General features: G+C 49.4%; 12 protein-coding genes and 1 rRNA gene. 9 read left to right on the forward strand and 4 right to left on the reverse strand.

Annotated elements, in window-relative coordinates:
- Positions 1–9 precede the first annotated feature (9 nt).
- From ntdP to BUA12_RS12225, 3 genes are read left to right on the forward strand one after another with little or no spacing between them, the layout of a single operon-like run.
- Positions 10–555 (forward strand): nucleoside tri-diphosphate phosphatase, encoded by a 546-nt coding sequence (gene ntdP, locus BUA12_RS12215; RefSeq protein WP_072710894.1) that lies wholly within the window; start codon positions 10–12, stop codon positions 553–555.
- Positions 556–605: 50 nt separating this feature from the next.
- The gene (locus tag BUA12_RS12220; protein WP_072710895.1) at positions 606–2342 is read left to right on the forward strand and encodes an ABC transporter ATP-binding protein; all 1737 of its coding nucleotides are present in this window, start codon (positions 606–608) and stop codon (positions 2340–2342) included.
- Positions 2343–2353: 11 nt separating this feature from the next.
- Entirely contained in the window at positions 2354–2977 is a 624-nt protein-coding gene (locus tag BUA12_RS12225) for a DNA-3-methyladenine glycosylase (protein WP_072710896.1), read from the forward strand.
- Positions 2978–3017: 40 nt separating this feature from the next.
- On the opposite strand, the gene BUA12_RS12230 is transcribed toward BUA12_RS12225, so the two are convergent.
- Positions 3018–3899: a LysR family transcriptional regulator gene (locus BUA12_RS12230; RefSeq protein ID WP_072710897.1), complete on the reverse strand. Its 882-nt coding sequence runs from the start codon at positions 3897–3899 to the stop codon at positions 3018–3020.
- 117 nt (positions 3900–4016) lie between these two features.
- On the opposite strand from BUA12_RS12230, the gene gltB reads away from it, so the two are divergent.
- Entirely contained in the window at positions 4017–8483 is a 4467-nt protein-coding gene (gene gltB, locus BUA12_RS12235; RefSeq protein WP_072710898.1) for a glutamate synthase large subunit, read from the forward strand.
- A 15-nt stretch (positions 8484–8498) separates the two neighbouring features.
- Complete coding sequence (locus BUA12_RS12240) at positions 8499–9965, forward strand: glutamate synthase subunit beta (protein WP_072710899.1); 1467 nt, start codon at positions 8499–8501, stop codon at positions 9963–9965.
- Positions 9966–10020: 55 nt separating this feature from the next.
- On the opposite strand, the gene BUA12_RS12245 is transcribed toward BUA12_RS12240, so the two are convergent.
- Both BUA12_RS12245 and BUA12_RS12250 read right to left on the reverse strand, forming a co-directional pair.
- On the reverse strand, positions 10021–11133 hold the full coding sequence (locus tag BUA12_RS12245) for an FUSC family protein (RefSeq protein WP_072710900.1): 1113 nt from the start codon (positions 11131–11133) through the stop codon (positions 10021–10023).
- Positions 11134–11144: 11 nt separating this feature from the next.
- Positions 11145–12437, reverse strand: coding sequence for a glutamate-1-semialdehyde 2,1-aminomutase (locus BUA12_RS12250; RefSeq protein WP_072710901.1), 1293 nt, complete (start codon positions 12435–12437; stop codon positions 11145–11147).
- 145 nt (positions 12438–12582) lie between these two features.
- On the opposite strand from BUA12_RS12250, the gene BUA12_RS12255 reads away from it, so the two are divergent.
- The 3 genes from BUA12_RS12255 to perR all read left to right on the forward strand — a co-directional run bounded on the left by BUA12_RS12255 (position 12583) and on the right by perR (position 14504).
- Positions 12583–13029 (forward strand): peroxiredoxin, encoded by a 447-nt coding sequence (locus BUA12_RS12255; RefSeq protein WP_072710902.1) that lies wholly within the window; start codon positions 12583–12585, stop codon positions 13027–13029.
- Between the two features lie 4 nt (positions 13030–13033).
- The gene (locus BUA12_RS12260) at positions 13034–13978 is read left to right on the forward strand and encodes a D-2-hydroxyacid dehydrogenase (protein ID WP_072710903.1); all 945 of its coding nucleotides are present in this window, start codon (positions 13034–13036) and stop codon (positions 13976–13978) included.
- A 91-nt stretch (positions 13979–14069) separates the two neighbouring features.
- Entirely contained in the window at positions 14070–14504 is a 435-nt protein-coding gene (perR, locus tag BUA12_RS12265; protein ID WP_072710904.1) for a peroxide-responsive transcriptional repressor PerR, read from the forward strand.
- Positions 14505–14546: 42 nt separating this feature from the next.
- On the opposite strand, the gene BUA12_RS12270 is transcribed toward perR, so the two are convergent.
- A complete protein-coding gene (locus tag BUA12_RS12270) occupies positions 14547–14936 on the reverse strand; it encodes a DUF2614 family zinc ribbon-containing protein (protein WP_072710905.1) in 390 nt (129 codons plus the stop codon).
- A 515-nt stretch (positions 14937–15451) separates the two neighbouring features.
- On the opposite strand from BUA12_RS12270, the gene BUA12_RS12275 reads away from it, so the two are divergent.
- A 16S ribosomal RNA gene (locus BUA12_RS12275) occupies positions 15452–15646 on the forward strand; the annotation flags it as partial.

Raw genomic sequence — 15646 nt, forward strand, 5'->3', positions numbered from 1 at the left:
GTGTGGAATATGGGTGTAGAGTCCATACCAAAAGAAGGCAACAAAGTGAGAATCCAAAGTTACAAGCATGATGGATCCATCCACCGTGTCTGGTCCGAAACGACGATCCTGAAAGGCACGGATCATGTGGTGATCGGCGGAAACAACCGTACACTGGTCACGGAAAGTGATGGCAGGACATGGGTGACGCGGGAGCCCGCCATCGTGTATTTTCATACGGATTACTGGTTCAATGTGATATGCATGTTCCGCGAGGACGGCGTTTATTACTACTGCAACTTATCTTCACCGTATCTTTATGATGGGGAAGCGATCAAGTACATCGACTATGATCTGGACATAAAAGTGTATCCGGACGGCAAATACCATCTGCTCGATGAAGATGAATACCATCTCCACAAGGAGCGCATGAATTATTCAGAGGATATCGATGCGATTTTGAAAAGGAATGTGGATCTGCTCCAGCAGTGGATAGAACGTAAAAAAGGTCCGTTTGCACCCGATTTCATAAAAGTGTGGCAACATCGCTTCAATAATGATTTTAAATCATACTAAACCAATCAACCAAGTTGATTGGTTTTTCGAGTGCATAAGGAGGGTTGTTCTTGATCAGAAGATATTTGAAGTTTGTAAGGCCATACATGTGGCTGATCTTCCTGACCATCATCATCGGTATACTTAAATTCGGCATCCCGCTTCTCATCCCGCTTTTAATCAGGTATACAATCGATGACATCATCATGCCCGAAGGCCTCGGCACGGACGAGCGCATGACGATGCTCATTCAGATCCTGCTCGTATTCGCCTTCATTTTCATCATAATAAGGCCGCCGGTCGAGTATTTCAGGCAATATCTCGCACAGTGGACGAGCAATAAGATACTGTATGACATCCGTAAGAAATTATACGGTCATCTGCAGATGCTGAGTGCAAAATATTATTCGAACAATAAAGTGGGCGAAATCATTTCGCGTGTCATCAACGATGTTGAACAGACCAAAGATTTCATCATGACCGGTCTGATGAACATATGGCTGGACCTTGCAACGATACTGATTGCCCTTGCAATCATGTTCAGCCTGCACGGACAGCTGACGCTCGTCGCGATGATCATATTCCCGTTCTACATCTTCGGCGTATGGTTCTTCTTCGGAAGGCTGCGCAAATTCACGCGCAGACGCTCACAGGCGCTGGCGGAAGTGCAGGGTTACCTGCATGAAAGGATCCAGGGCATCAATGTCATCAAGAGTTTCGCGGTGGAGAAGAAGGAAGCCGGACGGTTCAATGACAGGAACAGCAACTTCCTCGATAAGGCGACGACCCATGCGAAGTGGACGGCGCGCAGTTTCATGGTGGTCAACACCATCACCGATATCGGGCCGCTGCTCGTGATCGGCTTTGGTGCATACCAGGTGATCCAGGGCAACCTGACCGTCGGTACGCTCGCGGCATTCATCGCCTACCTCGATCTGCTGTACGGGCCGCTGCGCCGGCTCGTATCATCATCGACGGCACTGACACAGAGCATCGCATCGATGGACCGTGTGTTCCAGCTGTTCGATGAGAAGTATGATGTGACGGATAAGAAGGATGCCGCAGAACTGGAAGGGACAGATGGAAACATCAGACTCAATAATGCCGGTTTCAGATATACCGCGGAAGGCAGGCAGGTCCTGAACAATCTGAACCTTGACATCAACAGTGGTGAGACCGTCGCCTTCGTCGGCATGAGCGGCGGCGGCAAGTCGACCCTCGTGAACCTCATACCAAGGTTCTATGACGTCACCGAAGGCAGCATCACCCTGGATGGTACGGACATCAGGGACTTCACGGTGTCATCCTTAAGGAACCAGATCGGCATCGTCATGCAGGAGAACATCCTCTTCTCGGAAACGGTCAGGGAGAACATCCTCCTTGCCCGGCCAAATGCAACGGATGAAGAAGTCGTCGAAGCGGCGAAACATGCCAACGCACATGATTTCATCATGATGCTTGAAGACGGTTATGACACCCAGGTCGGTGAACGCGGCGTCAAACTGTCGGGCGGTCAGAAACAGCGTATCGCGATTGCCAGGGTATTCCTTAAAAATCCGCCGATCCTGATACTGGATGAGGCGACCAGTGCACTCGACCTGGAAAGTGAAAGCATCATCCAGGATACGCTGCTGAAGTTATCCGCCGAACGTACCACCGTCATCGTCGCCCACAGGTTATCGACAGTGACACATGCAGATAAGATCCATGTGATCAGTGACGGAGTGGTGGTTGAATCCGGTACGCATACAGAGCTGATGCGCAGGCAGGGTGAGTACTACGATCTTTACAGCATTCAGAATTTATAAGGTGATATATTATGGAAGATAAATTTCAGTCCGACGTGGATATCGGATTTTTAAAAAAGGAGACGCTGCATGCGGCAAAACAACTGCTGGGCCTTGAAGTCGTGACGCGGGTCGGGGGTGAAGTGACCAGCGGTTACATCACCGAAGTGGAAGCCTACCTCGGCGTCGGGGATAAAGCCGCCCATACATTCGGCGGCAGGAGGAACAGGAAAAATGAAATGATGTACCGGCCGTACGGCCATGTATATGTTTATACCATGCACGGGCACCACTGCATGAACTTCCTCACCAGGGGGAATGAGCCGGAAGGGGTTTTAATCCGTGCAGTCGAACCCCGTCTGGGCATCGATGTGATGAAGGAGCGGCGCGGCCGTGAAATCAATCTTACCGACGGGCCCGGAAAACTCACACAGTCGCTCGGCATTACACGGAGCGCACATAACGGCATGATGCTGAACAACGAGGTCCTGATCCTGAGGCACGGCAGAGCGCCTGGAAATATTCTGGCGACGCCTAGGATCGGCATCGATAATAAGGAAGAAGCCGCGGACTACCTGTACAGGTTCATCGTCGAAGGCAATCCGCACATCAGCAGGTTCAAAGGCAGGGCTGCTGAAAATCATGGCTGGAAGTGATGGAAGAGCTGAAACCTCTAAGGAGGTTTCAGCTCTTTTTTTAATGCATCATCCTGTTTGCGAAGGCGGTGAATTCATTTTTCAGCCGGTTGTATAATTCATCGACAAAAATCTTGTCATTGGTGGAAAGGATGCTTGCATAGAGAGGCTGCCTGACATTCAGGTGTTCGAGGGTGTGGATGGTGAAGTTGGGATAGTAATGTTTCAGGATCCTGCACTCCTCATGAGTGAGTATTGCAATATAAGGATGATGGATCAGAAGGTGCTGTATGATGGCGATATCATTCATGTTCAGGAGCGTGGCATTCCTGAACTGGCTTTTCATATCCAGCACGGGATCCATTGTCAGCATGGTGAAATCCTCCAGTTCATTCATGGAGGCTTTCACCGGCAGGTTGACCTTACCGCCCCCGCGGAATATATAATAGTAGCTTTGATCAAACAGCAATGCGCTTTTGATGTTCCTGCTTTGGAACCTTTGCGTCGAAATCGCGATGTCGAGCGATTTTCCGTTCAGTTTCTCTTCTATGGTATTTTCGTCAAGGGACTCAATATTGAAATCAACATCGGTATGTTTTTTCAGTACGTCTTGAAAAGTATGCAGGATTTTCGAGGTCATGTCGGATTTGGTGATATGGATGTTCATGGATTGAGTGCTCTTCAATCTGTTCTCGGTGATCTTTGCCTTCGTCCTGTCCACGATCTCAAGTATTTTCACTGCATCTTCATAAAAATCCCTGCCGTCCTCAGTAAGTATGATATTTCTGCCTTCCCGTCTGAACAGCCGGATGCCAAGGTCGCTTTCAAGCAGGCTGATCTGTCTGGAAAGGGCGGACTGGGCGACGTTGAGCACAGCTGAAGCTTCCGTCATATGCTGAAGCCGGGCCGTTTCAGTAAAATATATCAACTGTCTGATTTCCATAAATCCACAACCTATCTCTTTTTGATATCAATATTATATCATTGATATATTGATTGTATAGAATAATATATGGATAATATTAACTTATAGAAATATTCTGAAGTAGAGGTGACTCGAATGAGCTTATTCCAGAAAGTGAAAAAGCACGGCCTGTACGATGCCGCAAATGAACATGACGCATGCGGCATCGGATTTTATGCAAATATGGACAACCAAAGATCGCACGATATCGTGCTGAAATCACTAGAAATGCTGGTCAGACTGGACCACAGGGGCGGCATCGGATCTGACGGCATGACAGGGGACGGGGCCGGAATCATGACGGAGATCCCGCATGATCTGCTGAAAGAGGCGTACCCGGGCATCCCGGACTTCAGCCGTTACTCGGTGGGGATGTATATGCTCGATCACGGGGCATCTTCTGATGAATTCAAGGAGACCGTGCGCGACACCCTTGCGGGGGAGGGCCATCAGCTGATCGCCTTCCGCGATGTGCCGGTGGATGAAACGGTGGTCGCGGATATCGTCTTGGAGGACCTGCCACAGTTCATCCAGGTGATCACAGACTGCCACGAACCGCTCGATTTATATTATTTAAGGAAGATGATTGAACAGAACTTGAATGAAAGGCTGGTCGAACACTACGTCTCTTCGTTCTCGAATGAAACGATCGTGTATAAAGGCTGGCTCCGTGCAGAACAGATCAAAACGTTCTATGTGGATCTGAGCGACCCCAAATACGTTTCTAAATTCGGTTCGGTCCACTCAAGGTTCAGCACCAACACCTTCCCGAGCTGGGCACGTGCGCATCCGAACAGATTGCTGATGCATAACGGTGAAATCAATACGATCAAAGGGAATGCCAATTGGATGCGTGCACGCACCAGACAGTGGCTGAGGGACGTCTACGGTGAAAAAGGCGATAAGATAACGGGAATCATCGATGAGAGCGGCAGCGATTCCGCGATGGTCGACAACGTGCTTGAGTTTTTGAGCCTGGTCATGCCTCCCGAGGAAGCTGCGATGATCATGATACCGGAACCGTGGAAATACCAGGATTTCAGCAATCCCGAAGTGAGGGACTTCTACGAATTCTACAGCTACATCATGGAGCCGTGGGACGGCCCGACGATGATCAGCTTCTGTGACAACCATAGGATCGGGGCGCTCACCGACCGTAATGGCCTGAGACCCGGCAGGTATTATGTCACCGATGAAAATGAAATCATATATTCTTCCGAAGTCGGTGTCATCGATGTCGATGAGGATCATATCATATACAAAGGTCAGTTGAGTCCGGGCAAACTTCTGCTGGTGGATTTCGATTCTTCGAGGATCATTGAAAATGATGAGCTGAAAGGCGCCATCGCATCCAGGAGGCCTTACGGCAAGTGGCTGAACGGCGCACGGTCGGAAGATGCTGACACTCCTCTGTTCAAAAGGGAGGCTCTTGAAAAAGAGCAGCTGAAGACCCTCTTGATCAGGTTTGGCTACACGAAAGAGGATATAGAGAAATACATGATGCCGCTCAGCCGTGAAGTCAAAGATCCGATCGGGGCGATGGGCTTCGATATGCCGCTCGCATTTTTATCGGACAAGCCGAAATTACTGTTCGACTACTTCAAGCAGCACTTTGCACAGGTGACGAACCCGCCGCTTGATTCGTACAGGGAAAAAGTGGTGACGAGTGAGATTGCATATCTCGGCGGGGAGGGGCATCTGCTCCGCCCGGGCACGGACGTCCTGAAAAGGGTCCAGCTTGCATCGCCGGTGATTGATAACAGTGTTTATGAGCGGCCGGATGTCAAGGCGCTCGGCATCAAGAAAATCGACATCACGTATAATGGTTCCCTTGAAAAGGCGCTCGACAACCTGATGGAAGAAGCGGTGATGGTGGCGGATGACTACGGCATCATCGTACTCACCGATGAATCGATACTGGAAGACGACGGACTTTACGTCATGCCGTCGCTGCTTGTCACGAGTGCCGTACATCAGGCTCTGATCAAAGCGGACAAGAGGGTGAAGACGAGCATAGTGATCAAGGCGGCCGAAGTGCGGGAAGTGCATCATGTGGCATCACTCGTCGGTTTCGGTGCCAATGCCGTCGAGCCGTACGTTGCTCATGAGACGATGTACCAGTCCGAAGACGGCCCGGAAGCGGTCGATCAATACAACAAGGGACTCACTGCCGGCCTGATCAAAGTCATGGCCAAGATGGGGATTTCCACTGTACAGAGCTATCACGGCGCCCAGGTCTTTGAAGCCGTCGGCTTATCCGGAAATGTGATGGAGAAGTACTTCGGGAATGCCGCTTCCAAAATCGGCGGCTTATCCATAGAGGATATTGACAGGAATAATAAGGATATGCAGGACGGGAACATGGAATACCTTGAATCCGGAAGCAGATTCCAGTGGAGGCAGCAGGGGGAGCATCATGTCATCAACCCCACGTCCATCAGGTTGCTGAGGGAAGCCTGCATGACCGGTGACCGTGAAAAATATGACGAATATAAAAATTATATGGATGAAGGCCACCATTCGAGCATCAGGCATTTATTGAAATTCAAAAATAAGAAGCCGATCCCGCTCGAGAGGGTGGAACCTGCGGAAAATATAGTGAAGCGTTTCAAAACCGGGGCGATGAGCTACGGCTCTTTGTCGGAAGAGGCGCATGAGACGCTTGCGGAGGCGATGAACAGTCTCGGGGGCAGATCGAACAGCGGCGAGGGAGGGGAGAATCCCCGACGCTTTGAAGTGGATGAAGATGGGAGAAATTACAACAGTGCGATCAAACAGGTGGCATCCGGACGCTTCGGGGTGAACAGTGAATACTTGAACAGTGCGGAGGAAATACAGATTAAAGTGGCCCAGGGCGCAAAGCCGGGCGAAGGCGGACAGCTGCCTGGTGAAAAAGTGTATCCATGGATTGCGGAAACAAGGAACTCGACTCCGGGAGTCGGGCTGATTTCACCGCCGCCGCATCATGACATTTACAGTATTGAAGATTTGGCCCAGCTGATACATGATTTGAAGAATGCCAACAGGAAAGCGGATATTTCTGTGAAGCTTGTGGCAAAAGACGGTGTCGGCACGATTGCAGCAGGTGTAGCGAAAGCGTACGCCGACAAGATAGTCATCAGCGGCTATGATGGTGGGACCGGGGCTTCGCCGCTGACAAGCATCCAGCATACCGGGCTGCCGTGGGAGCTTGGTCTTGCCGAGGCACACCAGACGCTGATGCTGAACGGCCTGCGTTCCAGGGTGACGCTTGAAACGGATGGTAAATTGATGACGGGCCGGGATGTTGCAATGGCCGCTGCACTCGGTGCAGAAGAGTATGGCTTTGCCACGGCACCGCTTGTCGTGATGGGATGCATCATGATGAGGGTATGTCATAAAGATACATGTCCCGTCGGCATCGCCACCCAGAACGGGGAGCTGCGCAAGCTGTTCAAAGGCAGGGCGGATCATGTCGTCAACTTCATGAATTTCATCGCCGAAGATATCCGGGAAATCCTGAGCGAACTCGGTCTCCGTACGATGGATGAACTGGTCGGTGCTGTGGAACTTCTGGAGGTGGACAACACCAAAGTGAGCAGTCACCGTATGAGCGAGCTCGATTTGCAGCCGCTTCTCACACGCATGGAAGGGGACAGAGTGAAAAAAATCAGCCAGGCGCATCCATTCGAATATTCGCTGGATGAATTGGCGATCCTCCCGGAATTCGCCGACAAGCTGAATGCCGGAGCCCCGTTCGAAGCGGCGTATCATGCGACGAACCGGAACAGGGATATCGGCACAAGACTCGGCAGTGAAGTCACTGCGATGTTTGGGAAGGATCATTTCAAGCACGATCATTATACAGTGAACACCGACGGGCACGGGGGACAGAGCTACGGCGCATTCATACCGCAGGGCCTCACGCTGCATCATACCGGTGATTTGAATGATTATGTAGGAAAAGGTCTGTCCGGAGGCAGGATCACCGTGACTGCACCGAATGTGAACCGCAGTCATGAAATCATCGTCGGTAATGTGTGCCTGTACGGTGCGACCGGCGGCCAGATGTTCGTAAATGGCAGGGCGGGCGAACGCTTTGCTGTCAGGAACAGTGGTGCGGAAGTCGTTGTTGAAGGCATCGGCGACCACGGGTTGGAATACATGACCGGCGGCCGGGTGGTGATCCTCGGTTCGGTCGGTAAAAACTTTGCGGCCGGCATGAGCGGCGGCATCGCCTATATCATCAATAATCAAACGATCCGTGAAAATATGGTCGGTATGAACAGTGAAACAATAGAAGTGGGTCATGTGACCGACGAAGAGGAAATGGCCAAAGTGAAGCACCTTTTATTTGCACATGAGTACTTCACGCACAGCCGAAAAGCGAATATGGCACTGGCTCAGCTCGAAGCAGGCACACTTGAAATCATTAAAGTGATACCTGTCGAATATAAAGAGATGCAGCAAAAAATACAGTACGGCCTTTCCCTGAAACATTCGAAAGAGGAAGCGGAACTGGACGCATTTTACGGCAGAACCGTGATCGATACGGACGACAGGGAAAAGATGAACATTCATTAAGGAAGGGGAGAGCATATGGGTGAATTCAAGGGATTTTTAAAATATACACGAAAAAGCCAGAGTGAAGATGATTTGAAGGAAAGAATCCATAACTATGACGCCTATCAGCACAGGTTCTGCAACGATGATGCGAGCGAGCAGGGCGCAAGGTGCATGGATTGCGGCACCCCTTTCTGCCAGACGGGTTCAAGTGTCGGGAAAGAGACGGTCGGCTGCCCGATCGGCAACTATATACCGGAGTGGAATGATCTCGTCTACAAAGGGGATTTCAAAGAAGCGTTCAAAAGACTGTCGGAGACGAACAACTTCCCCGAATTTACGGGGACGGTCTGTCCCGCCCCATGCGAATCCTCATGTGTATTATCGATCAACGGGGACCCTGTGGCGATTAAAGGGATCGAACGCACAATCATTGATGAAGCATATGAAGAGGGCTGGGTGGAGCCGAGGGTTCCAAAGCACAGGCTGAATACAAGGATAGCCGTCATCGGAAGCGGGCCTGCAGGACTGACTGCGGCAGATGAGCTGAATGCCTGGGGGCATGAGGTCGATGTGTTCGAACGTGATGTGAGGCCGGGCGGCCTGCTCATGTATGGCATACCGAACATGAAGCTCGATAAAGCGCTCGTTGAACGGAGAATTTGTCTGATGGAGGAAGCGGGCATCACCTTCAAATGCGGCATTGATGTCGGGAAAGAAATCGGTTTTGACGAACTTGATGACGAATATGATGCGGTCATCGTTGCGACAGGTGCGAGGAAGCAGCGCGACCTGAAGCTTGAGGGGCGTCAGTCCAAAGATATCAGGCTGGCAATGGATTATCTGACGGAGCAGACTCAATATCAGCTCGGGGAACTGGATGAGACGACAATTTCAGCCGAGGATAAGCATGTTGTCGTCATCGGCGGCGGTGATACAGGCGCCGACTGTGTGGCCATGGCCCTCCGGGAAGGATGCAAGTCGATTTTCCAGCTGAATAAATATGATCGTCTGCCTGATGAAATCGAAGGGAACCCGTCATGGCCGCTTGAGAAAAAGACATTCAAGCTCGATTATGCCCATGCCGAGTATCAGGAGAAGTTCGGCATCGAGCCAAGGGCATACGGCGTCCAGACCATGGGCTACGATGTGGATATGTTCGGCGATCTGAAAGGTCTGAAGACGCAGGTGCTGCATCAGGGACCGTTGTCGCATATGACGATGGAAGATCAGGAAAGGTACTTCAAAGCGGATCTGGTCCTTTTATCGATCGGCTTTGAAGGAGTCGAAAGTGCTCTGCCGAAAGCGTTCGGCCTCCGTATGGAAAACAACCGGATTGCTGCCGACGAAGAGACTTACAGGACGAACCGTGAAAATGTCTTTGCTGCAGGTGATGCAAGACGTGGTCAGAGCCTGGTCGTCTGGGCGATCAAAGAGGGCAGGGGTGTTGCGAAAGCCGCACACAGGCATGCCGTTAAAAATGTGTTCCATAGTAATTCCTGATATAAATGAAGCACCCCCGGGAGGAATGCCTCCCGGGGGTGCTTGCCGTCGACTGCTAAATGTCCAGTGTCTCATCCTGTATATTGATTTTGTTTTTCTCGGAATGGAACCTGAAGAAGCTGTCCGTCAGACGATTGATGCGTTCAAGAGAGTTTGCATATTCGTACAATGAAGAAAGGATCTCCATTATGCTTGTATACTGAATACGTTCCTCCTCGGTTTCCGCCTCGTTATAGTGCCTGATGAAATCATCCATCAGTGAAGTCTCGTATAGATTCTCGTGAATACCTTCATTCGTCACGTTCGGCTTTATCTTCTCGGTGAACTTCATGAAAATCTGTTCATGGAAAGACATGAGGTATTCCAGTTCAAATCGTATCCTGTTCTGAAAGTCCTCATCCAGGTGGTTATAGTCATTTTCAAAACGGTTGAATTTACGGAGCAGTTCAAATACACGCCTTGTGGATGAAATGAGGTGTTTGAACAAGATCTTTCTTCTTGCATCGGCGAAACGGTCTTTTCTGAAAATCGAACGTTCCTCCCGGTACCACAAATACATCGTCTCAAGCTTCACCACCCGTTCCCTGAGTGACTCGATATCTTTTTTGACGATCTGGTATTCACTCATGCTGCTGAGTTCCAGGCGGATGTACTTGAAGATGTCTGTCGTGATGTTGAAGCAGTTATGATACATCTTCGTCTCGTATCTCGGCGGGATGAATACGAGGTTGATCAGCAGTGAGGACAACACCCCGATCATGACAAGGGCGAACCTCACGCCGGCCGCTTCCAGGAAGGCGAGCGTAGATGCCCCTTCTTCAAGGACCTGGGGTGCATCCATGACGGCAATCACTGTCACGACTGCAAGAGTGGATACACTCTGCAGATTGAAAAAAAGCAGGGTGGCGAGCACCAGAATAACAGTCAGTCCGATGACGATGACGTTATTTCCAAATAATAAAACCATTATGATGGCTGCAATGGCACCCAATCCATTGCCCTGGAACTGCTCCCAGGTCCTCATCGCGGAACGGTGGACGTTCGGCTGGAGGGCAAAAACTGCTGCGATGCCTGCAATCAAGCTCGGACCAAGCCCGAATAGATGGGTGATGAATAAAGTGAGGACTACGGTGAGTCCGGTTTTAAATACCCGAGCACCAAAGCGCATGGCATCATCTCCTAAAAGTCATTTTTGAAAATATCTTCCACAATATCCAAAGTTTCCTCTATATCTTCATCTGTGTGTGCGGTTGTGAGAAACCATGCTTCGTATTTGGATGGTGCGATATTCACACCGCGTCTGATGAGACCTTTGAAAAATTTGGCGAACAATGCCCCGTCCGTATTTTCGGCAGCCTGATAATCAGTCACCTTTTCCTTCGTGAAGAAAATTGTCATTGCACCGACCAGGCGGCTTGTGTTTGCCTCTATGCCGTATTTTTCGATGAGTCTGTTGACACCATCTTCAAGCTTCCTGCCCAATCGGTCAAGCACCTTATAAACATCCGGCTGTTCGAGCACTTCCAGGCAGGCGATGCCCGCGGCCATGGACAGCGGATTTCCTGCCATCGTTCCTGCCTGGTAGGCAGGCCCGAGGGGGGCGACACTTTCCATGATATCCTGTCTGCCGCCGTATGCCCCGATCGGTGTTCCGCCCCCGATGATTTTGCCCATTGCGGTCAGGTCGGGGTAGACACCGAGCAAGTCCTGGGCACCACCGTACATGAAGCGGAAGGCGGTGATCACTTCGTCGTATATGACGAGGGAACCGTTGGCATGTGCAACTTCATTGATTTCTTCCAAAAATCCTTCGGCCGGTTCCACAATGCCGAAGTTGCCGACGATCGGCTCGACCATCACTGCAGCGACTTCATCCCCGAAGTGTCCGATGGCTTCTTTAAAAGCATCGATGTCATTGAAAGGGACGGTGATCATATCGCGTGCCACCCCTTCAGGCACACCCGCTGAATCCGGTGTACCGAGTTGTGCGGGGCCACTGCCTGCCGCAACGAGTACGAGGTCGGAGTGACCGTGGTAACAGCCTTCGAATTTGATGATCTTATTTCTGTTTGTATAAGCCCTCGCCACACGGATTGTGGTCATCACAGCCTCTGTACCGGAGTTGACGAAACGGATCTTTTCCAGTGCAGGCATTGCCCCACGGATTTTGTTCGCAAAATCCACCTCAAGCTTTGTCGGGGTGCCGTATAAAATGCCCCGCGAACTCTGTTCGACGATCGCTTCATGTATGCGCGGGTGGGCGTGACCTGTGATGATTGGTCCGTAGGCACTCAGGTAGTCGATATACCTGTTGCCGTCCACATCATAAAAGTAGGCGCCGTCTGCACGGTCCATCACCACCGGTGCACCGCCGCCGACAGCTTTATACGAACGCGAGGGGGAATTGACACCACCAAGTATGATATCTTCAGCTTCTTTCTGTAATGCTTCTGAATTCTTGTGAGTATACATATTTTCATCCTCTAAATATCGATTTGTTCATTAGATATAATAACATAAACAGTGTATGCTTTTAAGGGAATCGGAAGCTCTTGAGTGATAAAGAGATGTTTTGTATCATTGATGATAAGTAAAATAAATGGAGGCATGTTTCATTATGGAGAAATTTCCCGAGTTCAAACTTGAAAATCAGAATGGTGAGATTGTATCGAACGAAGATTTGAAGAATACGACCGTGATTTATTTTTACCCGAAGGATAACACGCCGGGCTGCACAACGCAGGCGAACGACTTGAAAGAAATCATGGAGGAACTGAAGAGCCTGAATGTCACTGTATACGGTGTGAGCGGTGATTCCAGGAAGAAGCATCAGAATTTCATCGAGAAAAATGACCTGAACTTCGATCTGCTAGTGGATGAAGACTTCAATCTGGCGAAAGAGCTTGATGTATACAGGCTGAAGAAGGCATTCGGCAAAGAGTCGATGGGCATCGTCCGTACGACGTTCGTCGTGGATGAGGACAGCAACATTTTAAAACGGATGGATAATGTGAAGGCGAAGACGCATGCTGAAGATTTAAAGGCGTTTTTAGAAGAGGTATAAATGGATGAAAAATATAGTTTCTACCATTAATCTGCCTGAAAAGATGGTTTCCAGGATAAAGGTGCTCCTGCCGGAGGCGGAGTACGAATATATCTCCTCTAAAGAGATATCGGCAGAGGAACGCGGCCGTGCGGAGATATTCATCACCTACGGCACCGACATGACCGAAAGCCATGTGGAGGAGTTCAAAAACCTGAAATGGATCATGGTGATGAGTGCCGGACTTGAAATGATGCCCCTGGATAAGCTTGATGGCGTGCTGATCACCAATGCCACAGGCATCCATAAAATACAGATGACGGAGTACACGATCGGTCTCATCCTTTCATATTATAAAGGTTTCAATCAGCTGTCTGAAGATCAGAAGGCGGGGCACTGGCGGGAAAATGCATTTACAGCTGAACTTTATGGCAGGCAGGTGCATATTCTCGGCACCGGCAGCATAGGCAGCCATCTTGCACAGGTCCTCTCCGCATTCGGAGTGGACACTGTCGGGTACAATACGGACGGCAGGGCAGTGGAAGGGTTCCGCAGAACGCATACTTTGGATGGACTGATGCGCCATATCGGGGAAGCGGACATCCTCATCAACATCCTGCCGAGCACGGAGGCGACGACGGGGCTCCTGACGGTGGAGCATTTCCATGAAATGAAGGACGACAGTGTGTTCGTCAACATCGGGCGCGGGGATATCGCTCCGGATGAAGTCCTGATCGAAGTGCTGGAAGAAGAAATCATCGGGCACCTCATACTTGATGTCTTCAATGAAGAGCCGCTGGACAGTGACAGTCCATTCTATAAGTATGACAATATAACCGTGACGCCGCATGCTTCATCAAAGACCGGCGGTTATATAGAAAGAGCTTTCGATATATTCGAGCATAACCTGCAACACATGGGCGACACCGGTAAAATGGAAAATGTCATCGACATCAATAAGGGATATTAGTATTATAAGAAGTCTTTATTGACAAGTAATTTTGAAATTCAGTACAATAATGATACTACCAGTAGTCAATTCTAGGAAAGTGGGTATCGTTATGAAGATGATGGATGCGGACAAAATCTATAATGAGTCGATTGCGACACTTAAAGAGACGGGTGTCAGAATCACGCCTCAACGTAAAGCCGTACTGAATTTCATGATACAGTCCGACGAACACCCGACTGCTGATGATATATTTAAGGCTTTATCAAGTGAATATCCAAATATGAGCGTAGCGACTGTATATAATAATTTGAAGTTATTTAAAGAGACAGGGCTGGTCAAAGAGCTGACCTATGGGGATGCTTCCAGCCGCTTTGACTTTGTGACGGATACACATTACCATATCATCTGCAGTGAGTGCGGGAAGATCACGGATTTCCATTATCCGGGACTGAATGAAGTGGAACAGCTGGCAGGGGCGGTCACTGAATATGATGTGAGCCACCACCGGTTGGAAATATACGGCGTATGTCCGGACTGTAGATAGCTTCCGGCATGGGAGGCATCATAAAAAAAGAAGACCAGTTCATCACTGGTCTTCTTTTTGTTTCTTTCGGGCTACAAACGCGTCCCTTCTGTGCTGGACATTATAATCCAGATTGAATTCTTCACCTTCGAGCTCCTTATCTATCGTCAGAGGTTCTTTGCAGAAATAGCAGTAATCCACCCTGCCGAGAAATTTCGTCGGACGCTCGCAGTTGGGACACTCGACTGTGATGATCCTCGTGCTGACCATGCCCACCCAGAAATAAATGATGACTGAAAATCCAAGCGGTATGAAACCGGCCAGTATGAATAATCCGAACAGCCATGGGGTTTCCCTGAAGAACACTCCAAGGTACATTATGATGAGCCCGGCAAACACCATTACAAGGGCATAGCCTCTGATTCTTTTGATCTTATTCGTTTTTCTCTCCATTATTTCACCTCAAAAATTGTTATATACATAATAACACAAATATGATAATCTAATAATTACATTCTTAACAAGTTGATGTCCGGTTAAAAAATTTAACTTAAATCAAGAATTCTTATTGACGGATTTCCTAAAGCTTGCTATTATATAAAAGTCGCCGATTTGAGCGGCAGTCAGCAAAAAAAGAAGTTAAGAATTGTTATTGACTTTTGATTTCGAACTTGGTATGATTTAGAAGTCGCTGTTTTGAATAGCTGACAACAAGGTAGGGATTGCAACGCTAAACACCGGAACGAAAAAATGATTGAAAGTGTAAAATTGGCACTTGATATCACATATTGAACCGAGTATAGTTGTAAGAGTGACCGAAAAACAAAACGAAGAACATTGAAAACTGAATGACAATATGTCAACGTTTAATTCCGATAAAAGCTTCTATTACAGGAGCGGTTGAGGCGGCCAACTAAAAAAACGCAGTGGTACTTATGGTACCGACCGAGCTCAAGATGAGCTTTCCATTTATGGAGAGTTTGATCCTGGCTCAGGATGAACGCTGGCGGCGTGCCTAATACATGCAAGTCGAGCGCGTCTTCATGGGAGCTTGCTCCCGTGGCGACGAGCGGCGGACGGGTGAGTAACACGTGGGCAACCTGCCCATCAGACGGGGATAACCGCGGGAAACCGTGGCTAATACCGGATAATCCTTTTCCACG

Origin of the sequence: Lacicoccus alkaliphilus DSM 16010 (assembly GCF_900142805.1) — a bacterium.
Lineage (GTDB): Bacteria > Bacillota > Bacilli > Staphylococcales > Salinicoccaceae > Lacicoccus > Lacicoccus alkaliphilus.